Source organism: Klebsiella sp. MBT K-1 (assembly GCF_002556465.1).
Taxonomy (GTDB): Bacteria; Pseudomonadota; Gammaproteobacteria; order Enterobacterales; family Enterobacteriaceae; genus Klebsiella; species Klebsiella grimontii.
The window spans coordinates 385422-408012 of sequence record NZ_PDEL01000002.1 but is presented as its reverse complement, the minus strand read 5'-3'; the positions used below and the strand labels follow the sequence as shown (position 1 = coordinate 408012).

The following is a 22591-nucleotide window of genomic DNA, read 5'->3' as shown; positions in this document are numbered from 1 at the left end:
ACCAGGCTGACTGACCATGACCTCATCCCCGCTTATTGATGAAATTCGCACCGCATCGCGCCTGATGGTGCGGGAGCTTGGCTTTATGAGCGCGACGCTGGCCGCCACGGACTATTCACCTTCCGCCGTGCACACCTTACTGGAAATATCGCTGCGCGGGGCGATGACCGCCGCGCAGCTGGTGCAGATTCTGGGGCTCGAAAAATCGAGCGTTAGCCGAATGCTCGCCCGCCTGGTTACCGCCGGCGAGCTCCAGGAAATACCCTCCGCCGGCGACGGGCGTTTTAAGCAGCTTGCGTTAACGGCCAAAGGCGCGGCGACGGTGGCAAAAATTAACGCCTATGGCGCAATGCGGGTGGTCAACGCGCTGGCGCACCTGAGCGACGAGCAGAAACAAGGTGTTGCTCAGGGCCTCACCGACTGGGCCTGGGCGCTGGAAAAATGTCGCGACGTTGAGGCGACCGCCGCGAAACAGGCGATTGCTATCGTTACCGGCTATCGTCCGGGAATGATTGGCCGCATTGCGCAGATGCACGGCGAGTACTATGCGAAGCACTACGGATTTGGTCACTTTTTCGAGAGCAAAGTGGCCAGCGGGCTGGCGGAGTTTTCCGGTCGTCTTGATAAACCGCGCAATCAGGTTTGGCTTGCCGTGCAGGGCGAGCAGATTGTCGGGTCGGTGGCGATTGACGGCGAAGATCTCGGTAACAATCAAGCGCATCTGCGCTGGTTTATCCTCGACGATAGCTGTCGGGGAAGCGGTATTGGCCGCCGTCTGCTGAATGAAGCGTTGGCTTTTTGCGATAGCCAGGGTTTTGCTGCGGTGCAGCTGTGGACCTTCAGCGGGCTGAACGCCGCCCGCAGGCTATATGAATCCTTCGGCTTCACGCTGCATAAAGAGTGGCAGGGGGATCAGTGGGGGCGGATGATGACCGAGCAGCAGTTTAGCCGGCAGCAGGCCCGCGCTGAATAATCTCCCGGCGCGAATCGCCGCGCCGGGAGAACAGCATTTAGCTTAATTTCGTATTGATCGTCGTCATCTCCTTACGCCACTGCGCCTGCAGCTGCGGTTTTTGATGTTTTGGCTTGCGCGCCAGATCGTCGGCCAGCAGCTGCTCAAGCGTGATTAACCGCTCCAGCAGCGCATCATGATCGTCCTCTGCTTCGCGGCTGTTCACCGTTGTTTCCTCGATGAGCGGACGGCGAACGGCGGCGCGTAAAACGTCATACACCTCGTCGGCGCTTTGCCATTCGCTCAGCCCGCGCTCGTCGATAAGCCAGAAGCGATTGCAGCTGTGGTTGATGAGCTCGCGATCGTGGCTGACCAGCAGCAGGCCGCCGGGGTAGTCGTTCAGCGTCGCCGCCAGCGCCGTTTTGCCATCCATATCTAAATGGTTGGTGGGCTCATCCAGCAGCAGCAGGCTATAGCGGGCCAGAGACAGGCCGACGAACAGCAGGCGCGAACGCTCGCCGCCGCTTAAGGTGGCGACCTTTTGCCCGTGACGCGCCCAGATAAATCCGGCGGAGATCAGCGCCCGCCGGCGCGTTTCCGCCGCTGGTTCAAAGGGCTCCAGCGCGTCGAGAAGGGTGTCGCCATCCGCCAGCTGATGCAGGGTCTGGTCGTAGTAACCGGGCTTCAGCCGCGGATGCAAACGCAGACCGGGATCCGTCGTTTCCTGCTGCATTTGCCGCCACAGCAGACGCAGCAGCGAAGACTTGCCGCAGCCGTTACGCCCCATCACCGCCACCCGATCGCCGCTTTTCAGGCGCGCCAGGCCCGCGGTGAACAGGGCCGGCAGACCCGGCGCGGGCGGAACGGGGAGCAGTTCCATCTCCAGCAGTCGGTCAGCCCGCAGCATGTCGCCGCGCAGCGCCAGCCGCCAGGGCGTTCCATCGGTGAGCTCGGTTTGGCTCTCCTTCAGGCGCTGAACCTGCTTTTCCATCTGCTTGGCTTTGCGCGAGAGATCTTCGTTATCATACGTCCGGCCCCAGATGGCCAGCCGTTTAGCGCTGGCGGCGACCCGGTCGATCTCCTTTTGCTCCGCTTTATGGCGCAGCGCGTCGCTGGCGTCCTGGGCTTCCAGCGCCTGACGGGCGGCGCTGCAGGGCAGGGAGAAGGCGTGCAGGGTTCTGTCGCGCAGGATCCAACTGGCATTAGTTACAGCATCCAATAGGATATTATCATGCGACACCAGAACGAAGCTCCCCTGCCAGGTCTGCAAGAAGCTTTCCAGCCACAGGAGGGTCGGCAGGTCGAGGTGGTTTCCCGGCTCATCCAGCAGCAGGAGATCCGGTTGCTGGATCAGCGCTCTGGCAAGCAGCAGTCGGGTGTGCTGACCGCCGCTAAGCGTCGACGCTCGCTGCAGGACCTCATCTGGCGTAAAACCCATCTCCGCCAGCAGCCTTTCCGCTTGCCAGCGCTGGCTCTCACGCTCAAGGACGGGAAGTTTCGCCAACACCGCCTGCAGCAGAGGCTGCGCTAACAGCGTATCGGGTAGATGCTGTTCCACTCGCGCCATCAGACAGTGATTGGCCAGCGCCACGCTACCCGAATTGGGCACGATCGTGCCGTCCAGCACCTGTAGCAGAGTACTTTTTCCGGAGCCGTTGTAGCCAATCAGGCCAATACGGTCGCCTTTTTTCAGGGTAAAGGAGAGGTTTGTGAACAGCGGGCCAAACGCCGTATCAACATGAAGAGATTGTGCAGTTAGTAATGTGCTCATTGGGAACTTACTCAAGAGTTACAGGCATGTGAATGCCTCGTCAAACATCGCTGACGATAACCCGGTAAGCCCGAGGGAAGGGAGTTACTCTTTGGTTTCTTCGCTCAAGCTGAAGTTATCGCAGCACGATACCGATAACGCTTGAGCTGGTGCGATCGCCAAATGCACGTGAAAAAAACATTTCACAGTACGACATGGGATCCTCCTTTTCTATTCAGTTAGTTGATGGGTGCTGGCAGTGTAGAGGGAGAAGAGCGTTTTGGCTAGCCTTAAAGCAAGCGGGGCTGTAGCCAGTCACAGCCCTGTTCTGGTGATGCCAGCGCTATATCGGAAACCAGCGAGCACTGGAAAGCGTGTATTCCGATAGTGAACGAATATCTTTAATCTGAGTACAGTGCGCGTCCATGATGTTGGGATAATCATCTGGAAACCAGGTTTTATTGATTACCAGGGGGAAAAATATCGTTTCTCTTTCAGTTTCACAAACATAAGCATTCTTTATATTCTCCGGCTCGCGATAGCCTCTTGGGTCTTTGTATTCAAGAAATGTCTTGTATTCGGATTTAGTGCTGATGTAATTATCAGCGGACATTTTTTGCCAGCGAATTTTTTCGTAATAAAGACTATGCGCTCCATAGCGGTAAGTTGTCGTTTCCCCACCGGGAATAACTTCCGGTTTGAGAAAGAAAAAAAGAATAGATAATAAAAAGAAAACTAATGGTATAACGCCATGCGTTACTGCCATTAACTTTCGTTTGTTAACAACAAGCAACCAGAGTAAGGGCGGAGCAAAAGAGAATATCAGAGCGAAGAATATTTTTGCTGGAGTGTATAGCTCATGCGTTGTCACGTCTCCGGTTGCCGCTTTGAAATAATCTACTGTTTTATTAAAATACCAGCGCTCTCCATTGAACGCGCTGAGAACACTAATGAAAATGATTATGGAAAATATCGCCAGCCATATTCTTAAAATGGGGTTGAGTATAACTTTTTTATTATTCATTTTTCATGTTCCATTTTGCAACGAGCAGCGTTTCTTCAGAGAGCATATGGATGTCTGTGATTTTGCGACATTGAGCCTCCAGCACGCGGGCGTCGCCATCAGGAAACCAGCTCTCATAGATTGACAGGGTGAAAAACATTGAATAACGCTGAGTTTCGCAGGACCATGCGCTTTTAATATTATTCCTTTCCATGTACCCATCAGGATCTTTAGCCTGAAGATAGGTTTCATATTTCGACTGATGATTTAAATAGTGGCCTGGTTTTTCTTTCCGCCATGATATAGAGGTATGATAAATATTGTGACGACTGTATTGATAGCCTGCATCGCGGCCTGGTGTGATTTCAGGGTGTAGAAAAATGAATATCACCGCGAGAATAAATAGTAATAAAGGGAATGTTGAGCTCTGGAGGATGCGACTGTGGATTGTACGGATAAGTAATAACCATACCAGCGGTACAATGAAGGCATACAGTAACGCGAAGAAAAATTTACTTGGTGAATAGATGATCAGGCCAACGATATCTCCGGCTTTAGCATTTATGGAATCATAATAGGGCGTTACCCTCCACATATCACCGCTGAGGAGACACACGCCGGTGATGATGGCGGTAACACTTAATAGAACCAAAACTATTCTGATCGTTCTGGCCGTTTTTTTCTTTTCGTCGGGGTTTGATTTTATCACCTAACATTCCTTTGTATTGTCCAGGGGGATATATTGTGTATCCTGTATAAGGTGATAAATATTATCTTTATCATCGGTATAAAACAACAGAGGCTGAAGTGATTGGTGCGGTGTATATAACCGGGCCAAACACTTGGCCCGGTTATTATTAATTAAATTGAAGTGCGACGATAACTGCGATATTCCGGCTGCCAGAAGTTATCGGCAATCGCCTGCAGCAGCGCTTCAGCTGAGGTTTTCACCGCCACGCCTTGTTCCTGCGCCACCTTACCGACCGCGAAGGCAATCGCCCGCGAGACGGTCTGGATATCCTTCAGCTCCGGCAGGACCGGGCCTTCACCGTTATTCACCAGCGGCGAGTGTTTCGCCAGGGTTTCGCTGGCGGCCATTAGCATCTCATCGGTCACGCGCGACGCGCCCGAAGCGATCACGCCGAGGCCAATTCCCGGGAAGATATAGGAGTTATTGCACTGGGCGATAACGTACTGTTTGCCTTTGAGCGTGACCGGGGCGAACGGGCTGCCGGTAGCAACCAGCGCCGCGCCGTCGGTCCAGCTGAGGATATTTTGCGGCGTGGCTTCCACCCGGGAGGTCGGGTTGGACAGCGGCATGACGATTGGCCGCGGGCAGTGCTTATGCATCTCGCGGATAATCTCTTCGGTGAACAGACCCGGCTGGCCGGAAACGCCGATCAGGATGTCCGGTTTGACGTTGCGTACCACGTCAAGCAGCGACAGCACATCATTCGTGGTGTCCCACGCTTGCAGATGCTCACGCTTTTGCACCAGTTTGCTCTGGAACGGCAGCAGGTTCGGCATGGCGTCGGTCAGCAGGCCGAAACGGTCAACCATAAACACGCGCTTGCGGGCTTCCTCTTCGCTTAACCCTTCGCGCTGGATCTGGGCGACGATCTGCTCGGCGATACCGCAGCCCGCGGAGCCGGCGCCGAGGAAGACAATTTTCTGCTCGCTCAGCTGGCTGCCCGCGCCGCGGCTGGCGGCGATCAGCGTACCGACGGTGACCGAAGCGGTGCCCTGGATATCATCGTTAAAAGAGCATACCTCGTGGCGATAGCGGTTGAGCAGGGGCATGGCGTTTTTCTGCGCGAAGTCTTCGAACTGCAGCAGCACGTCCGGCCAGCGGGCTTTAATCGCCTGGATAACGTCGTCGACAAACTGATAGTACTCGTCGTCGGTAATACGCGGGTGACGCCAGCCCATATACAGCGGATCGTCCAGCAGCTGCTGGTTGTTGGTACCGACGTCCAGCACTACCGGCAGCGTGTAGGCCGGGCTGATACCGCCGCAGGTGGTATACAGCGACAGTTTACCGATCGGAATGCCCATCCCGCCGATACCCTGGTCACCGAGGCCGAGAATACGTTCGCCGTCGGTCATCACGATCACCTTGACGTTGTGGTTCGGCACGTTTTGCAGAATATCGTCGAGGTTATTGCGGTTCTGATAAGAGATAAACACGCCGCGGGCGCGACGATAGATCTCAGAAAAGCGTTCACAGGCGGCGCCGACGGTCGGGGTATAGATAACCGGCATCATCTCTTCGAGATGGTTGCCGACCAGACGGTAGAACAGCGTTTCGTTAGTATCCTGGATGTTGCGCAGATAAATGTGTTTGTCGATCTCGGTTTTAAATCCCTGGTACTGGATCCACGCGCGTTCGGCCTGCTCTTCAATGGTTTCGACCACTTCCGGCAGCAGACCCAGCAGGTTGAAGCTGCTGCGCTCTTCCATGCTGAAGGCGCTACCTTTGTTGAGCAGCGGAAATTCAAGCAGCACGGGGCCGGCGTAAGGGATGTAAAGAGAGCGGTTTTTCTTATGGGTGAATTGCATCGCACTAACTCCTTGATAATCGCTTCAGCCCGGGCGCGGCGACAGGCGGGGGGCTGGCAGAGAATGGCAGCGTGCAGAGTATAAGGCAGATGGCATCAAAGGAGAGTAAACAAGAGGACGATAGCGTTAAAAAAACACCATCCTGTGGAAAGGACGGTGTTTTTATCATCATTCAGCTGAAAAGTTAGCCACCGCGGCGTTTGCGGCCGGTGGCGCGAACATGGTTAACCGTGGTTTCCGCATCGCCCTCCAGCAGCACTTTTTTCTGCTGAGAAAGCTTGTAGTTCAGACCGAGAAGATGACGTGCCTGTTGGTTCGATTTCATTCTTACTCCTTTATCCTGTGTCGGTTTCAAGGACAAGCCCGACGGGTGTCGGACGAAATTTAACCCTTAAGTACGCCGCTCATTTTTAGCGCGGCGATAATCAGCGTGGCCCATTTTGCCGGGATTAGCAACGTTGCGGCGGCAGATTAAGAACAGTCTCTTCAGCGGACCGCGGTTTGTCGGCCGGATAAGGCCTCAGCCGCCATCCGGCCGACATACCCGCGCGATAGCCGGAATTACCACTTCATTTCGCCGGTATTCACCCTGGCGCTTAGATCCAGCGAACTCTCTTCCGCCAGTCCCGGCCAGCGCTGTTTCATCGCCTTGATCACGCCGGCGGAATCTTTGTGCGCGTTGAGCGCCTGCTCGAATTGGGTCAGATAGTCGCGAGTAAAGGTAATCGCGCGGTCGCCTGCGGGCGGCGTACCCAGGTAATGGCCGGGGATCACCTGCTGCGGATGCAGCGCGGCCATCTCATCGAGCGTATTGATCCACTGCTGGCGGCTTTCGACGCTCTGGGTGTCCGCGGTCCAGACGTGCATCCCCCACGCCACGCCTGTGCCGCCAAGAATGGCTTTATTCGCCGGGATCCACACATAGGCGGCGTAATTTTGCGGCTGGCGGATCTCCACTTTTTCGCCGTCGATGGAGAAGGTATTGGTCGTCAGCGCTTGCGGGACGTAAACCTGCTTTGGCGCGCCGTCCTTCATCTGCGGGCCCCAGTAGGCCAGTTTGGCCTCCTTGGTGGCGTTAATATGTTTAACCACTTCCGCGGTCGCCACCACTTTGGCGTCCGGGAAGGCCTTCACCAGCGGCTCGAGGCCGAAGTAGAAATCCGGATCGCCGGAAGTGATCACGATGCGGGTCAGTTTTTTACCGCTTTTCTGAATCATTTCAACCAGCTTCTCGCCATCTTTAACGCTGAACTGGGCATCGAACAGCACCGCTTCATGCGGGCCGGAGGCGAGGGTGGAGTTCACTGCGAAAATGGCGTTTTCCTGCGGGTTGTAGGTTTGCAGCGTTAAAGGGGCGGCCAGAACGGAAGTACTGAACAGCGCGGTCGCGATAGCCAGGGCAGATAATTTCATATTCATTTTCTCTTGGTCAGGTGAATGAGCGCTATTTTACGGATTTCCTGATTTGCGAAAATTCCTGAAAAAAGAGATGCTGAGTTTCATAAAACGTGCAGATGGAAATCAGTTATGGATCGGGTAATCGCCGCGCAGGTGTATATGCGCATTTGTGAACTGGGGAGTTTAAGCGCCGCCGCGCGCGCGCTGGGGATGTCGCGCCCGATGGTCAGCCGCTATCTGGAGCAGATGGAGCAGTGGGCCGGTACTCGACTGGTCCACCGTTCCACCCGCAAACTGACCTTAACGGCCGCCGGTGAAAAGGTGCTGCAAAAAACGCGCACCCTGACGCAGCTCTCGGATGAGATCGCCGGGCAAAGCGAGCGCGCGATCCCCAGCGGGACCCTGCGCGTCGCCTGCGCGCACTTCACCGCCATGCAGCTTATTTCTCCGCTGTTACCCGATTTTCTCGCCCGCTATCCGCAGCTGCGCCTGGAGCTGGATATCAATAATCACCCGGTGAGCCTGATTAGCGAGCGTATCGACGTGGCGATACGGATCACCGATAACCCGGAACCGGGGGCTATCGCCCGCCGCCTTGGCGTATGCCGTTCGGTGCTCTGCGCTTCGCCGCGCTGGCTGCAGCAGAACGGCCCTCTGCAATCGCCAGAAGATCTCGCCCGCCACAACTGTCTGCACTACAGCCATTTTGCCAGCCAGACGTGGCAGTTTAGCGACCCCGACGGCGAAAGCGTAGCGGTGGCGGTTTCCGGCAACCTTAGCGCCGGGATCTCTTCGCTGCTAATGGAGGCGGCGGTCGCCGGCTGCGGCATCGCGATGCTGCCGGAGCTGGAGGCGCAGCGGGCGCTTAACGGCGGGGCGCTGAAACAGGTGTTGCCGGCCTGGCGGCCAAAACCGTTAAGCGTGTATGGGATTTACCTCTCCAGGGACTACCAGCCGAGCGCGCTGCCGCTGTTTCTCGGCGAGATTCAGCAGCTACTGGCGCAAACTCACGATATAAAAGGAAACCTTTGATGATAGTGCTTCGCCCCATGCGTAATGAAGAGTATCCCGCTTATCTCGACTATTTTATCCCCGACTACGCGGCGGAAATCTCGGCCAATTATGCGCTTTCGCCGGCGGCCGCTTTAGCCCAGGCGCAGCGCGAAATCGCCGCGGATCTGCCTGACGGCGTCAATACCCGCGGCCAGGTTTTATGCTGCTTATTCGATGACAGCGACGGAGCAGAAAAGCGGGTCGGCTATCTCTGGTACAAGCCGGATGAAGAAATGCGCTCCGCCTTTATCTGCGATTTTTATATTTATCCGGCATTGCAGGGGCAAGGGTTGGGTAAACAAGCAATGGCGGCTTTTGAGCATGCGCTGAAAAACCAGGGCATCAGCCAAGTTAAGCTGCGCGTCGCCGGGGATAACCCGCGCGCGCGCCATCTCTACGACGCCGCGGGTTTCCGCGTGACCGGCGTTAATATGAGTAAAAATATCCCGACGGATTGATCTGAAAAATGCCGCGCGCCGCCCAAATGCGTAAGGGGGTTCTATACTTAACCCTTTAATGTCAAAAAGGAGCGATATTATGGCAATCCATAAGAAAGGTCAGGCGCATTGGGAAGGGGATCTGAAAAGCGGTAAAGGAACCGTCTCTACCGAGAGCGGCGCGCTGAACCAGCAGCCTTATGGTTTTAACACCCGTTTCGAAGGCGTGAAGGGGACCAACCCGGAAGAGCTGATCGGGGCCGCCCATGCCGCCTGTTTCTCCATGGCGCTATCGCTGATGCTGAGCGAAGAGGGCTACACCGCCACCTCCATTGATACCGTGGCGGTGGTGACGCTGGATAAATCCGGCGGCGGCTTTGCCATCACCCAAATCGCGCTGCAGAGCAAAATCGTGCTGCCAGGCATCGAAGCCGATGCGTTTGACGGGATCATTCAAAAAGCCAAAGCCGGTTGCCCGGTGTCGCAGGTCCTGAACGCAGAGATAAGCCTCGACTACCAGCTTAATCCTTAATCTCACTGGCGCCCGCCGTCGGCGGGCGCTCCTGCCTTGAAAGCCATCGTTGGCAAATGCCCCCGGCGTGAATTAATGCTATCTTTGCCGCTCACGGAAAAGAGCAGGTAGGGTAATGATCGGCATACGTAAAACCATTGAGGCTCAGGTTCTGGGATTAACCGGGATAGCGCTAAAAGAGATCGATTTTGAGCATCCCAAAGGGGAACCGGGGCTATTTGGCCCGCAATCGGCGATCTGGCAGGTTCACGGCGATTTTACCTCCATGCTCTGCGGCGGCGTCAGCGCGCTGCTGTTACAGATGCTGCATCCTCTGGCGTTGGCGGGGGTCTGGGATCACTCAAACTTCCGTGAGGATATCTTCGGCCGCCTGCGCCGCACCAGCCAGTTTATTTCCGCCACCACCTTTGGTACCACCGCCGACGCCGAACGGCTGATCGCAAAAGTGCAGGGGATCCACCTGCGGGTCAGCGGCCGGGATAAAGACGGCACGCCGTATCAGGCCAGCGATCCGCACTTGCTGACCTGGGTCCACGTCGCCGAATGCAGCAGCTTTATGGCCTCGCATCTGCGCTATAAACGTACCGTGGTGAGCCCCGCCCGCCAGGAGCAGTATTATCAGGAAGCCGCCGAAATTGCCCGCCGCCTTGGCGCTCGGGATATCCCGGTGACGCCGCGGCAGGTTGCCGACTATCTGCAGGATATGTGCCCGGTGCTGCGCTGCGATGAGCGAACGCAGGAAGTGGCCGACGTACTGCTGTCGACCCGCCTGCCCGGTCGCCTGAGCCAGCCGGTTGGGCGAATGATGATGTGCGCCGGAATTGATCTGCTGCCGCCGTGGGCGCAGGAGATGCTCAATTTACCGCTGAGCGCAACGCAGCGCCACAGCGCGCGGATAGCGGTGCACGGCGTCGCTCGCGTACTGCGCGCGTCGGTGCGCAACGGCGCTTATCACTGCGCCATGCGCCGGATGAATCAATTTTAATTATTCAGGCTGCATTTTACCCGGGAATATAGCCATGGCTATTATTGTCATGGCTATTTTTTTTAAAAACAAACTATTCTCATTTATATATTTAGCGATGGTAAAAATAATTAAATATTCTCTTAACGGCGGCGAATTATTCAGGAAAAATTAAGCCGAAGCGCGTACGTTATTTATTTTTTTACGGAGAAGCGAACATGAGCGGGATGACTGATGAGAATCGGCGTTCTCAGGTTGCGCGTAAAACGACGCTGGTCAGCGTGGTGGTCAACCTTTTTTTATCCAGCGCTCAGGTGCTGGCGGGCGTGTTTTGCGGATCGCAAGGACTCATTGCCGATGGTATCCATTCTCTTTCCGATTTAGTCGCCGATTTTGTCGTGCTGCTGGCGAATAAAAAAAGCCGCCAGCCTTCGGATGACGATCACCCCTACGGGCACTGGCGCTATGAAAACGGCGCTTCCCTGGCGATTGGCGCGCTGCTGTTACTGGTTGGCGCGGGGATGCTGTGGTCCGCCTGCGACAAGCTGTGGCATCCGGAGTCTATCCAGAATGTGCATATTACCGCGCTGTGGGTGGCGCTCGCCGCGCTGGTCGCCAAAGAGATTTTATTCCGTTATATGCTAAGGGCGGCTAAGCAAATCCACTCTTCAATGCTGATTGCCAACGCGTGGCACGCCCGCTCAGACGCCGCGTCTTCGGTAGTCGTTGCGGTCGGCATCATCGGTAATCTGGCCGGTTTCGCGTGGCTTGACCCGGTTGCCGCGCTGGTCGTCGGCGCGCTGGTCACCCGCATGGGCTATACCTTTTCGTCTGACGCCCTGCATGACTTAATGGATCGCTCAGTGGACCGCGATACCGAGCAGCAGATAACCGCCACCATTCTGGCGACGCCCGGCGTTGCGGCGCTGCATGACCTCAAAACCCGCCGTGCCGGAGATTTCATTCTGGTCGATGTGCACATTGAAGTACCGGGAAATTTATCGGTTGCGCAAGGGCACGATATTGCGCTGACGGCGCGCTCGCGAGTACTAAATAGCCATAACGTTATGCATATGATGATTCATATCGACCCTTGTCGCGCGGAAATAGCCGCAATGAATACGTAGTTTATTCCCCAGAAACCTAAAGGATTTTATTATTCTGCGGACAATATTGCCTGGCAAATAAAAAAGGACCATAATTCAGCGGCTATTCTTTCATCGCTGATTAATAGCAGGTTGACGCATTGTCGTGTTTTTAAACAATATAAAAAGCCAATCGGCTAATAGAAAATATCTATTGCCCGTGCGAAATTTCAGGAAGTAATACAATGATTATCCGGCCAGAACAACACTGGTTTCTTCGTCTGTTTGACTGGCACGGCTCGGTGCTGTCAAAAATCGTCTTTCGCCTGCTGCTTAATCTGCTGATGTCGATTATCGCCATCATCAGCTATCAATGGTACGAGCAACTGGGGATCCATCTTACCGTCGCGCCGTTTAGCCTGCTGGGGATTGCCATTGCCATTTTTCTCGGTTTTCGAAACAGCGCCGGGTACAACCGCTTTGTTGAAGCGCGCAATCTGTGGGGAACGGTACTGATTGCCCAGAGAACGCTGGTGCGCCAGCTGAAGAATATCCTGCCGATGGAAAGCGTATCCCATCAGCGGCTGGTGAGCTATCTGGTCGCGTTTAGCTGGAGCCTGAAGCATCAGCTGCGCAAGACGGACCCGAGCGCCGATTTAGCGCGTTTGCTGCCGCCGCCAGACGTGGCGGACATTCTCGCCAGCTCGATGCCCACCAATCGTATTCTGCTGCTGGCGGGGGATGAGCTGGGGCGTCTTCGCGCGGAGGGGAAGCTCAGCGATATCACCTTCAGCCTGATGGACAATAAGCTAGATGAGCTCGGTCATGCGCTGGGCGGCTGCGAGCGCCTCGCCAGCACGCCGGTCCCCTTTGCCTACACGCTTATTTTGCAGCGCACGGTTTACCTGTTCTGTACGCTGCTGCCGTTTGCCCTGGTCGGCGACCTGCACTATATGACGCCGTTCGTGTCGGTCTTTATCTCCTACACCTTTCTGTCATGGGATTCGCTGGCGGAAGAGCTGGAGGATCCGTTCGGTACCGCGGCCAATGATTTGCCGCTGAACGCGATGTGCAACACCATTGAGCGCAACCTGCTGGATATGACCGGGCAGCATCCTTTGCCGGCGCAACTTGAGCCGGATCGCTACTACAATCTGACCTAATTTGTATGTTTATTATTCGTTAAATAAGTTAAATCTAACGCGTGATAGATAACATTGATTATACAGTCTCGGCCCTGATTGTTATGCTTTCGTTAACAAAAATGCCCGTTACGCTGGCTGGTAGCGGGTGATAAGAATCATGCGGCGTTTCACCTGCTATCCGCCGCCGAAAGCGCATCAGGAGTGAACATGAGTAATAAAAGACGCGTCGTTCCCGGCGTCCATCCGTATGATGGCCCGGCGGGAGGCTGGGGTGCCTTAAAAGCCACCGCCATCGCCGTTCGTACGCAAATGGATGCGCTCGATGCCCCCGCGACGCTACTGCGAACCAATCAGCCGGATGGCTTTGATTGCCCCGGCTGCGCCTGGCCCGATAAAGAGCATAAATCCACGTTTCAGTTCTGCGAAAACGGCGCCAAAGCGGTGACCTGGGAGGCCACCAGCAAGCGGGTCACGGCAGAGTTTCTGGCGGCGAACAGCGTCACGTCGCTGCTGGCCCGGAGCGATTTCGAGCTGGAAGGCTACGGGCGTTTAACCCAGCCTCTGGCCTACGATAAGGCCAGCGACACCCTGCGTCCGGTGTCATGGGAAGCGGCGTTTACCCGCATTGGCGAAGTTCTTCGCACCCTGCAGCCCAATGAAGTGGAGTTCTACACCTCCGGGCGCGCCTCTAATGAAGTGGCCTGGCTGTTCCAGCTGTTTGCCCGCGAATACGGTACCAACAACTTTCCTGACTGCTCCAATATGTGCCACGAGTCGACCAGCGTCGGCCTGCCGCAGTCGATCGGCATCGGTAAAGGGACCGTCTCGCTTGATGACTTTGACAAAACCGAGCTGGTTATCTCTATCGGCCACAATCCCGGCACCAACCATCCGCGCATGATGGGTACGCTGCACGAACTGGCGCGTCGGGGCGTGCCGATTATCGTCTTCAACCCGTTAAAAGAGCGGGCGCTAGAGCGATTCGCCGATCCGCAGAACGTCATTGAGATGGCGACCTACAGCTCAACCAACATTGCATCGACCTACTTCCAGGTCAAAGCGGGCGGCGACGCGGCGGCGCTTAAGGGGATCGCGAAGGCGCTGTTAAGGCTTGAGGAGGAGCAGGGCGAGGTGCTGGATCGGACCTTTATCGATGAGCATACCCTGGGCTTTGCCGACTTTGCGCGGGATGTCGACGCGACGCCGTGGCCGGATATCGAACGCGAGTCGGGCCTGACGCGCGGCGATCTTGAACGGGTGGCGGCGGCTTACGCTAAATCTCACGCCACGATTATCACTTACGGCATGGGCATCACCCAGCATAACAAGGGCACTTCCAACGTACGCCTGATAGCTGACCTGCTGCTGATGCGCGGGAATATTGGCAAGCCGGGAGCCGGGATCTGCCCGCTGCGCGGCCACTCCAACGTCCAGGGCAACCGTACCGTCGGCATCACCGAAAAACCGAGCGCCCAGTTTCTCGCCAACCTGCAGCGGGTGTGTGGTTTTACGCCGCCGCAGGAGCACGGCCATGATGCGGTAAAAGCGCTGCAGGCGATGATTGACGGTGAATCGAAAGCGCTCATCTGCCTTGGCGGTAACTTCGCGGTGGCCATGCCGGATAGCGAACGGGCTTTTCCGGCGATGCGGGGGCTGGATCTGAGCGTCCATATTGGCACTAAGCTTAACCGCTCGCATCTTCTGGTGGCGAAAGAGACCTTTATCCTGCCGTGCCTTGGGCGAACCGAACTCGATATTCAGGAGACCGGACGCCAGTCGATCACCGTCGAAGATTCGATGTCGATGGTGCACGCGTCATCAGGCAAGCTGAAGCCCGGCTCGCCTGAGCTGCGCTCGGAACCGGCGATTGTCGCCGCAATGGCAACGGCGACGCTGCCGGAGAGCAAAATCGACTGGCAGTGGCTGGTCGCCGACTACGATCGGATCCGCGATCTGATTGAGCAGACCGTTCCCGGTTTTGACCAGTACAATCAGCGTATTCGCCATCCCGGCGGTTTTCGTATGCCGCTGCCGCCGACGGAGCGTATCTGGCCGACGCCGACCGGTAAAGCGATGTTCTCGGTTTTCCACGGCGTGCGCGAAAACCTACAGGTGGAAGGTAACGATGTGATGCGGCTGGTGACGCTGCGCAGCCACGATCAGTACAACACCACCATTTATGCCATGGACGATCGCTACCGCGGGGTGTTTGGCCGTCGCGACGTGCTGTTTATGAACGAGCAGGACATGGCGGAGCAGGGATTCGAGCATGGCGATCGGGTCGATATCAGCTCCGCGCTGCCGGGCCACCAGCAGCGGCTGGAAGATATCACGCTGGTCGCCTACAGCATCGCGCCGGGCACCGTTGCTGCCTACTACCCCGAAGCGAACGTGCTGGTCCCTCTGGATTATCTCGATAAAGAGAGCGGCACGCCGTCGTATAAATCGGCGCCCGTCCGTTTAACCCTGCGCTCGAAAGAGATCCGCCCGCTGGCGGGGCTGCGCTAAGCCGCCGTTTCGCCCACGGCGCGGATAGCGACGCGGGCGAACGGCTACCTTTGCGCCAGAATCAGCTTAATCCCCAGCCCGACAAAACCGGCGGCAAAGCTGACTCTCAGCCCCTGTAAAACCCTGGGGCGAGTCAGCACGTACCCGCGCATCGCCGCCGCAAAGGCGCCATAGAGCATAAAAACCAGCAGCGTCATCAGCATAAACATGGCGCTCAGGATCAGCATTTCCCGGACCGGCGAAGCCGAGCCGCGCTGCATAAACTGCGGCAGAAAGGCGAGAAAGAAGAGCGGCAGCTTGGGGTTAAGCAAATTGATCAGAATGGCGTGGCTGATGACCTGCCGCGGGTTGCGTTGCACGACGCCTTCCACGCTCAGGCTGCCGCGCTGGGTCAGCGTGGCCCAGGCGAGGTACAGCAGCCAGGCGACGCCGGCGTACTTCACCAGTTCGAATGCGCCGGGCGTGCTGTGGAGGATGGCCGCCAGCCCGGTTATCGCCGCCAGCATATGCGGAATAATGCCCAGGGTGCAGCCGAAGGCCGCGGCAAAACTCATTCGTCTGCCCGCCGCCAGACCGGTGGCAATGGTGTACAGCGTCCCGGTGCCGGGAGCGATAACCACAATAAGCGAAGTCAAAAGAAACTCAGGGCTGATGAGCGCCATGATGTTATTCCTGATGTTGTGAATCGAGGCCCTGAGTATTTCGCAAAGCCGCGCGCCGGTATTGAACAAAATTGCACAACATTGGCTAGCGACTCGCCTGAACGAGCGCCTGATAGCTGCCCGGCGTGACGGCAAACTGTTTTTGAAACGCGCGGGTCAGATGGCTCTGATCGGCAAAGCCGGCCATGAACGCGGTATCGGCGGGGGAGTAGCCTTCCGCCAGCAGACGGCGAGCCAGGCGTACGCGGGCCTGTACCAGGTAGGCGTGCGGCGTAATGCCGGTTTCACGGGCGAAGCCGCGGATCAGCTGAAAGCGGCTGAGACCGCAGAGGGTAGCCAGCGCGTCGAGAGAGATTTTTTCTTCCGGGGCGTCGTCGAGATATTGCCTGGCCAGCGCAATGGCGGGAGTGCCGATTTTGGCGGGCCGCCTGGCGCAAAGATGATATTGGCTCACCTGCATCAGGCAGAGCAGCAGCGCCTCTTCCACGGCGGTATCGTCGGGCGCGCTGGCGACGATCTCGCGAAACAGCCGCTGCATTTGCCCGCGCAGCTGCGGGTCGTCGACGACCGGACGCAGGAGGATCTCTTCGGCCTTCATCTCTCCCTGCAGTTCGTCGACAACGCGCTCAGGATCGAGATAGACCATCCGCCAGCTGCGTGGGCCCTCCAGCGGGATACCGTCGTGCATCTCCCCTGGATTAACCATAATGATATTTCCGGCGGCGGCTTCAACTTTGCCCAGATGGCTCCACGAACGCTGCGCGCCCTGAGTGAAAATCCCGATGCCGAACCGATCGTGGGAATGGCGCGAAAAGCTCTGTTCCGTGACTAACGATATGGCTTCCAGCCCCGGCATGGCTATCCGGTGCTGCTGAACGTGATGAAGGCGAGTTTTCAACGGTTTCTCCTGCCGGGGCATAGCATGAGTGTAGCCTCAGGCGCGCGGGAGGAGCAACGGTCGACCGGCGCTTGAATTTCATCAACGCTGAACATAACATTTAGCTAACATTTTGCCTGCGGCGCGGGCAGCAGATTGCGCAAACAGTGGATCATTAATGGATATCAAACAGCTTAAGTACCTGATTGCGCTCGACAGAACACGACATTTTGGCCAGGCCGCGGCGGCTTGTCATATCACCCAGCCCACGCTATCTATGCGGATCCGCAATCTTGAGGAAGAACTCAATCTGACCCTGATTCAGCGCGGGCAGCGGTTTGAAGGGTTTACCCCGGAAGGCGAGCGTATTCTGGCCTGGGCGCGAGCGCTGCTGGCGGCGCACGACGGGCTGGAGGCGGAGGCGGCTATCTGCCGCGGGCAAATGGTCGGCCAGCTCAGAGTGGGAATGGTGCCTTTAGCCAGCCTGAATCCGATGCAGCTGATCAAGCCGCTGGCGGATAAATACCCGGAGCTGCAGTTCAGCCTGCTGTCCATGACCTCGGAACAAATTATCGACGGCGTCAGCCGCAACCAGCTGGATCTGGGGATCTGCTATCTGCATCACGTCGATAGCCAGCTGTTCAACGTGGTGTGGCTGCCGAACACCCGGATGGGTTTGCTGCACGATAAGCGCCATTTCCAGTTTGCTGACGCGATCCCCGGTTGGGAGACGCTGGCCTCGTTGCCGCTGGGCTTTTTGACCAAGGGCATGTACTACCGCGAATCGATTGAGATGAGCTTTAAGGCCAAGGGGCTGGCGCCAAAATACGTTTTCGAAAGCGACTCCACGTTTCAGATTATCCAGGCGGTGCAGGCCGGGATCTGCTGCGCGATTATGCCGCTGAACAACGGTCTGGAAGCGCTGAGCGATAATCTCGACATCAGACCAATCGCCGAGACGGAGGTCGACTCGACGCTGGCGCTGATCATGCGTAATAAAGAGCCGGTGTCGTCGCTGGCGGAAAAATGTTTTACCGATGCGCAGGTGATTTTTAGCGAACATCGGCCATCTGCGACTGGATAAATTCAAGCCAGACGCGCGTTCTGGCGGGCATAAAGTGGCGCTCACGATAGAGGGCGGAGAGCTGTAACGGCGCCGGCGGCAGCTCCAGCGTGACTTCCTGGAGTTCACCGCGTTCGATAAACGGGCGGCAGGGTTTCTCCCCCAGAATCGCGAAGCCGACGCCGGCAAGCGCGGCGTGCAGGGCCATTTCGCCACTGTTGACGCGATAGTGGCCGTTGACGCTAACCTTTTTGAAGCTACCGTCCGCCGCGGCGAACTGCCAGGCTTGCCCCGCCAGGGCGCTAACGGTGGTAATACAGGGCAGCGTAGTTAATTGCTCGCTGTTTGTCGGCATACCCGTTCTGGCAATCAGCTGCGGAGAAGCGACCACGCAGCAGGGAAACGAAAAGAGCGGGCGCGCAATCACGCTGGCGTCTTCCATTTTGCCGCGGGTAATGATCACCGCAATATCCACATCCTCTTTTAACACCTCCGTGCCCGCCAGATTCGTGGTACAGCTCACGGTTATTTTCGGGTAGCGCAGGGCAAATTGCGCCATGAGCGGCGCAAACAGCGAAGGGCCAATCTCGTTTGGCAGGCACAGGCGCAGCGGCCCTTCGGGTTCGGCCTGCTGCTGAGTCAGCTCGGCTTCCGTCGCGGCAAGTTGCTCCAGCAGCGGCCGCATACTGGCGAGCAGCGTCTGCCCGGCAGAGGTCAGCTTCATATGCCGGGTACTGCGCTGTATCAAACGCAGCTGAAGGCTCTCCTCAAGCTGTGAAATCTGTCGGCTTACGTTCGATGAGGGCATCTGCAGCGCTTTTGCTCCGGCGCTGAATGAGCCATTTTCCGCCACGGTGACGAAGACCCGCAGCGCGTTGAGATCCACTCTTTTCACTCTTGATTATCCCGATTTTGATAATTAACAACGCCACTTTTACCGGCTTATGCGCGGATTTACCAGCGGCTAGACTCTGCGCATTCCATTGTAAGGAGCTTTACATGCCCGGTTATCTGGTACGCGCAACGTTGATTATCGCTTTCGTTCAGTTCATCAACGCGCTTGAATATATGATTTTTAATCCCTTATTTACCTGGATGGCGCCGACGTTTCAGGTCCCGGTAAGCCAGGCGGGTTACGTCACCGGTATCTATACGCTGGCTTCAGTCATTTCGGGGATCGGCGTATGGCGATGGGTCGGTCAGCTCAAACCGCGCCGTTTTTTGCTCTGCAACATGGCCCTGTTGGGGGGATTAACGGCGATGACGCTAACCACCACCCGTTTTGACGTATTGTTATTCTGGCGTTTCCTTGCCGGGGTGGTCGGCGGGACCACGATGGGCGTGGCCAGTAGTCTGCTGGTCAACATTATGCCGCCGCAGCTGCGCCCTCGGGCATTGGCCTCAACGATTGCCGCATTCTCGCTGGTCAGCATTGTCGGCATGCCGACGATGCTATTTCTCAGTGAAAAAATCGGCTGGCAGAGTGCCCCCGCGACGATCGGCGGACTCTGTATAATCGCTTTACCGCTGATAGTCCTTGCGCTGCCGGAAAAATCCATCGAGGCGAGCCCTCAGGCGGGCTTGCGATGGTCATCCTCGCTGCTGTTTTACGCCTCCGGCAACGCCCTCGCGCAGTTCAGTCCAATGTTAATCATTCCGCTGTTGGTACCGCTACTTACGACTAAGCTGGGGGCCAGCGGCGACGAATTGCCGTGGCTCTTTTTCGCCGGCGGAGCGGCAGGGCTGTGCGCCACTAAATTGACCGGCAGGCTGTGTCAGCGTTATAGCGGCTACCGCATCAGCCTGCTGGGCAGTCTGCTTTTTATACTGAGCCTGAGCATTGCTTTTACCTTCAACCACGGCGGCGCACTGTTTATGCTGCTGTTTCTGGCAGCCGCCTACTGCCGTCTGGTGGCCTCATCGGCGGTGGCGATGCGTTTTCCAGCGGATAGCGCCAGGGCCGGGTTTACGCTTTTACAAAATACCCTGATGTCATTAAGCACGGCGGCGGCCTTTCTGCTTTCGTCGTGGTTGCTCTCGGTTGACGGGGGCGGCGAACGGGCGATGCAGGGGATATTGCTGCTCTGCGCCCTGAGCGCATTGCCGCTGCCGTGGCTGCTGCGGGTTCAGGAGAAAAGATTAGCCACGCGCGCCGCCGGCTAACCCGGCGGCGGCTAGCGTCAAATATTCTCCAGGCTGATCCCGCGGGTTTTCGGACCAAAGATACCCACCGACAGCATCACCATCAGCATGCTGGCGACGATAAAGCTAATCACCCCTGGGGTTCCGGCGTATTGCAAAATAACGCCGATCAAAATGCTGGTGATCGCCGTTGACAGCCGGCTAAAGGAGTAGCAGAAGCCAACCGCCCGCGCGCGAATGTGGGTCGGGAAGACCTCCGCCTGGTAGGCGTGATAGCTAATGGTCAGCCAGGCGTTTGACCAGGTGATCATAAACCCGCAAATCACCAGCAGCACCGGACTGTTCTGTAGGGCAAACAGGGTGCCAAACACCACCGTCATCAGCGCCGAAAGCACAATTTGCCATTTATTTTCAAAACGATGGACGAAGCGGGTGCAGAACAGACAGCCAATCGGATAGGCGAGGGTAATAAAGAACGCGTACAGCAGGCTGTGGGTAATGCTCGCCCCCTGACCGGAAAGCAGGGCGGGCAGCCAGTTGCCGAAGCCAAAGAAGCCAATGGCCTGGAAGAAGTTCATCACCATCAGCATGATCGTGCGTTTGCGGTACTGCGGCGCCCAGATCGCTTTAAAGCTTCCCAGCCTGCGGCGGTTATGTTGCGTCTCAATCCGGTGGCGCGGCGAGGGAGAAACGCCGCAGCGCTGTTCCATTTCGCACATCACCTTGTGGGCTTCCTCGTGGCGACCTTTTTCCTCCAGCCAGCGCGCCGACTCCGGCAGCTTCTTGCGGATAACCCAGATGATCAGCGAACAGAGCGCGCCGAAGATAATCACCCAGCGCCAGCCGGTCAGGCCGAAAAGGGCGATCGGCACCAGCATCCACGACATCAGCGCCACGGCGGGAACCGATAAAAACTGAATAAAGAAGGCGAAAGCGAAGGCTTTATTGCGCAGATGCGTCGGCACCCATTCGCTTAAATAAGTGTCGATGGTTACCAGCTCAATGCCGAGACCGACGCCCACCAGAAAGCGGCAGAAGATAACCCCTTCGGCGCTGCTTTGCAGGGCCATCATCAGCGAAAATACGCCATACCAGGCAAGGGCGAACATAAACGTCAGGCGGCGGCCCAGTTTATCCGCCAGCGGCGCAAGCAGGCTGGCGCCAATAAACAGCCCCATAAAGGTGGACGAGGCGAAGGCGGCCTGGTCGGAAATGCCGAAGATACCCTGTTCGCCGGTATGGAAAATATTCTCTGCCAGCAGCCCGGTGCTGATATAGCCGGTCTGAAAAAGATCGTACAGCTCGAAGAAGCCGCCCAGCGCCAGGAGGGTGATAAAAGACCACAGGCCAACGGAAGCGGGCAGCGCATCGATGCGGGCGGTCAGACTGGAGTGCGGATGTCCTGGGGAGGCGAACGCGGCGTCGCCCAGAACCTGGGTGGTAGACATATTGTTATTTTCCTCAGATAAAATGTTTGCCTGCTAATGTTATTTGATTGTTAATGGTTTTAAATTTTTAATCACATCGGTGAAATCGCATTTGCAGAATAAAATAGTGACAATGCTATCCCAGTAGAGTTGTATGCTGGTTTTAGCGCTTCATCCGCCCGCGGCCTGAAGGAATTCACCATCACACCGCTGAGTTTGATCTGGATTAAATTTAAGATAACGAGAGATTGTTGCGCTCTGGTTATTCACCTACATTCAAAGCGAGTACGACCACTCAGGAAAAAAATCATGTCCAGTAAGAAAGTCCTACAGGCAGCGCTGGCGGCGGCGCTTTCGCTGTCAATGATGGCAACGCCGGTCTTCGCCAATCCTGGCAACGGCAACGGCAACGGCGGCAGTAGCCATGGTAATAGCGGTAACCATGGCAACAACGGCAATAGCGGTAAAAACAACGCAGACAAGGGCAATCAGGGTCACAAACAGGGTAATCAGGGGCAGAGAAAAAATTACGGCAAACCCGATCATGTCTCTGCCGATATCAGCTTTTCCAGAGCGCGTTCGCTGGCGGTAAACTACGGTTTAACCGGCTACCAGTCGCTGCCGCCGGGAATCGCCAAAAACCTGGCTCGCGGCAAACCATTACCTCCGGGGATTGCCAAAAAAGCGGTTCCGGCATCGATGCTCAATGAACTGCCTTACTATCCAGGCTATGAATGGCGGGTGGTGGGTCAGGATTTAGTGCTGATCGCGCTAAGTACGGCGATCGTGACGTCGATAATTAATGGCGTTTTTGATTAGTGAATTAACCCCGGTTAGTGCCGGGGTTAGTTTTATCAGCACCGATTTAGCGCATTAAGGTCATTCTAAACAAATCGTCACTAAAGCGAGATTTTACCTTTACTCAAATAATTGAATGACTATAATGAGCACAAATTCATACAGGAGAAATATGTTGGACAGTCACCCTTACTTAAACATCAAGGCAAGCTGACGCTATTTTTTCTGCGCTGCTT

Annotated in this window: 21 protein-coding genes; 11 read left to right on the top strand and 10 right to left on the bottom strand. The window is 56.5% G+C overall.

The features are described from left to right. Positions 1-16: 16 nt before the first annotated feature. Positions 17-973 (top strand): bifunctional helix-turn-helix transcriptional regulator/GNAT family N-acetyltransferase, encoded by a 957-nt coding sequence (locus CMQ96_RS04415; RefSeq protein WP_024358219.1) that lies wholly within the window; start codon positions 17-19, stop codon positions 971-973. Positions 974-1010: 37 nt separating this feature from the next. Here CMQ96_RS04415 and CMQ96_RS04410 read toward each other — a convergent pair whose 3' ends face one another. The 6 genes from CMQ96_RS04410 to CMQ96_RS04385 all read right to left on the bottom strand — a co-directional run bounded on the left by CMQ96_RS04410 (position 1011) and on the right by CMQ96_RS04385 (position 7677). Continuing rightward, positions 1011-2723 carry an ABC-F family ATP-binding cassette domain-containing protein gene (locus CMQ96_RS04410; protein ID WP_098066049.1) on the bottom strand — a complete coding sequence of 571 codons (1713 nt, stop codon included), beginning with the start codon at positions 2721-2723 and terminating at the stop codon, positions 1011-1013. A 322-nt stretch (positions 2724-3045) separates the two neighbouring features. Continuing rightward, positions 3046-3726, bottom strand: coding sequence for a hypothetical protein (locus tag CMQ96_RS04405; protein ID WP_098066047.1), 681 nt, complete (start codon positions 3724-3726; stop codon positions 3046-3048). Beyond that, the gene (locus CMQ96_RS04400) at positions 3719-4414 is read right to left on the bottom strand and encodes a glycosyl transferase (protein ID WP_098066044.1); all 696 of its coding nucleotides are present in this window, start codon (positions 4412-4414) and stop codon (positions 3719-3721) included. Before CMQ96_RS04400 ends, CMQ96_RS04405 begins: the two co-directional genes overlap by 8 nt. A gap of 152 nt (positions 4415-4566) precedes the next feature. Then, complete coding sequence (locus tag CMQ96_RS04395; RefSeq protein WP_004138070.1) at positions 4567-6264, bottom strand: NAD-dependent malic enzyme; 1698 nt, start codon at positions 6262-6264, stop codon at positions 4567-4569. A 184-nt stretch (positions 6265-6448) separates the two neighbouring features. Further along, the gene (sra, locus tag CMQ96_RS04390) at positions 6449-6589 is read right to left on the bottom strand and encodes a stationary-phase-induced ribosome-associated protein (RefSeq protein WP_004101955.1); all 141 of its coding nucleotides are present in this window, start codon (positions 6587-6589) and stop codon (positions 6449-6451) included. Between the two features lie 236 nt (positions 6590-6825). Beyond that, the gene (locus CMQ96_RS04385; protein WP_049103571.1) at positions 6826-7677 is read right to left on the bottom strand and encodes a Vmh family MBL fold metallo-hydrolase; all 852 of its coding nucleotides are present in this window, start codon (positions 7675-7677) and stop codon (positions 6826-6828) included. Positions 7678-7791: 114 nt separating this feature from the next. Between CMQ96_RS04385 and CMQ96_RS04380 the strand changes: the two genes are divergently transcribed. The 7 genes from CMQ96_RS04380 (at position 7792) to CMQ96_RS04350 (ending at position 15386) form a co-directional block, all read left to right on the top strand. Continuing rightward, positions 7792-8694, top strand: a complete 903-nt coding sequence (locus CMQ96_RS04380) for a LysR family transcriptional regulator (protein WP_004138067.1) — start codon at positions 7792-7794, stop codon at positions 8692-8694. Then, entirely contained in the window at positions 8694-9173 is a 480-nt protein-coding gene (locus CMQ96_RS04375; protein ID WP_098066041.1) for a GNAT family N-acetyltransferase, read from the top strand. The genes CMQ96_RS04380 and CMQ96_RS04375 overlap by 1 nt, the downstream gene beginning before the upstream one ends. A 79-nt stretch (positions 9174-9252) precedes the next feature. Then, complete coding sequence (locus CMQ96_RS04370) at positions 9253-9684, top strand: OsmC family protein (protein WP_004138064.1); 432 nt, start codon at positions 9253-9255, stop codon at positions 9682-9684. A gap of 115 nt (positions 9685-9799) precedes the next feature. Then, a complete protein-coding gene (locus tag CMQ96_RS04365) occupies positions 9800-10669 on the top strand; it encodes an oxygenase MpaB family protein (protein ID WP_098066039.1) in 870 nt (289 codons plus the stop codon). 197 nt (positions 10670-10866) lie between these two features. Beyond that, positions 10867-11775, top strand: coding sequence for a cation diffusion facilitator family transporter (locus CMQ96_RS04360; RefSeq protein WP_004138056.1), 909 nt, complete (start codon positions 10867-10869; stop codon positions 11773-11775). 203 nt (positions 11776-11978) lie between these two features. Beyond that, positions 11979-12896: a bestrophin family protein gene (locus CMQ96_RS04355; RefSeq protein WP_049090374.1), complete on the top strand. Its 918-nt coding sequence runs from the start codon at positions 11979-11981 to the stop codon at positions 12894-12896. Positions 12897-13085: 189 nt separating this feature from the next. After that, positions 13086-15386 carry an FdhF/YdeP family oxidoreductase gene (locus tag CMQ96_RS04350; protein ID WP_064410669.1) on the top strand — a complete coding sequence of 767 codons (2301 nt, stop codon included), beginning with the start codon at positions 13086-13088 and terminating at the stop codon, positions 15384-15386. A 44-nt stretch (positions 15387-15430) separates the two neighbouring features. Here CMQ96_RS04350 and CMQ96_RS04345 read toward each other — a convergent pair whose 3' ends face one another. Together CMQ96_RS04345 and CMQ96_RS04340 are read right to left on the bottom strand one after the other, a co-directional pair. After that, a complete protein-coding gene (locus CMQ96_RS04345; protein WP_024358210.1) occupies positions 15431-16048 on the bottom strand; it encodes a LysE family translocator in 618 nt (205 codons plus the stop codon). 85 nt (positions 16049-16133) lie between these two features. After that, the gene (locus CMQ96_RS04340; RefSeq protein ID WP_024358209.1) at positions 16134-16946 is read right to left on the bottom strand and encodes an AraC family transcriptional regulator; all 813 of its coding nucleotides are present in this window, start codon (positions 16944-16946) and stop codon (positions 16134-16136) included. A 157-nt stretch (positions 16947-17103) separates the two neighbouring features. Here CMQ96_RS04340 and CMQ96_RS04335 point away from each other — a divergent pair, with 157 nt between their 5' ends. Further along, positions 17104-18009, top strand: coding sequence for a LysR family transcriptional regulator (locus tag CMQ96_RS04335; RefSeq protein ID WP_098066036.1), 906 nt, complete (start codon positions 17104-17106; stop codon positions 18007-18009). On the opposite strand, the gene CMQ96_RS04330 is transcribed toward CMQ96_RS04335, so the two are convergent. Beyond that, positions 17978-18883 (bottom strand): LysR family transcriptional regulator, encoded by a 906-nt coding sequence (locus tag CMQ96_RS04330; protein WP_024358208.1) that lies wholly within the window; start codon positions 18881-18883, stop codon positions 17978-17980. The two genes, CMQ96_RS04335 and CMQ96_RS04330, sit on opposite strands and share 32 nt — an antisense overlap. A gap of 104 nt (positions 18884-18987) precedes the next feature. Between CMQ96_RS04330 and CMQ96_RS04325 the strand changes: the two genes are divergently transcribed. Continuing rightward, the gene (locus tag CMQ96_RS04325) at positions 18988-20151 is read left to right on the top strand and encodes an MFS transporter (protein ID WP_098066033.1); all 1164 of its coding nucleotides are present in this window, start codon (positions 18988-18990) and stop codon (positions 20149-20151) included. Positions 20152-20168: 17 nt separating this feature from the next. On the opposite strand, the gene CMQ96_RS04320 is transcribed toward CMQ96_RS04325, so the two are convergent. Then, entirely contained in the window at positions 20169-21578 is a 1410-nt protein-coding gene (locus CMQ96_RS04320; protein WP_004138039.1) for an MFS transporter, read from the bottom strand. 288 nt (positions 21579-21866) lie between these two features. Between CMQ96_RS04320 and CMQ96_RS04315 the strand changes: the two genes are divergently transcribed. After that, on the top strand, positions 21867-22376 hold the full coding sequence (locus CMQ96_RS04315; protein WP_024358206.1) for an anti-virulence regulator CigR family protein: 510 nt from the start codon (positions 21867-21869) through the stop codon (positions 22374-22376). Positions 22377-22591: the final 215 nt, after the last annotated feature.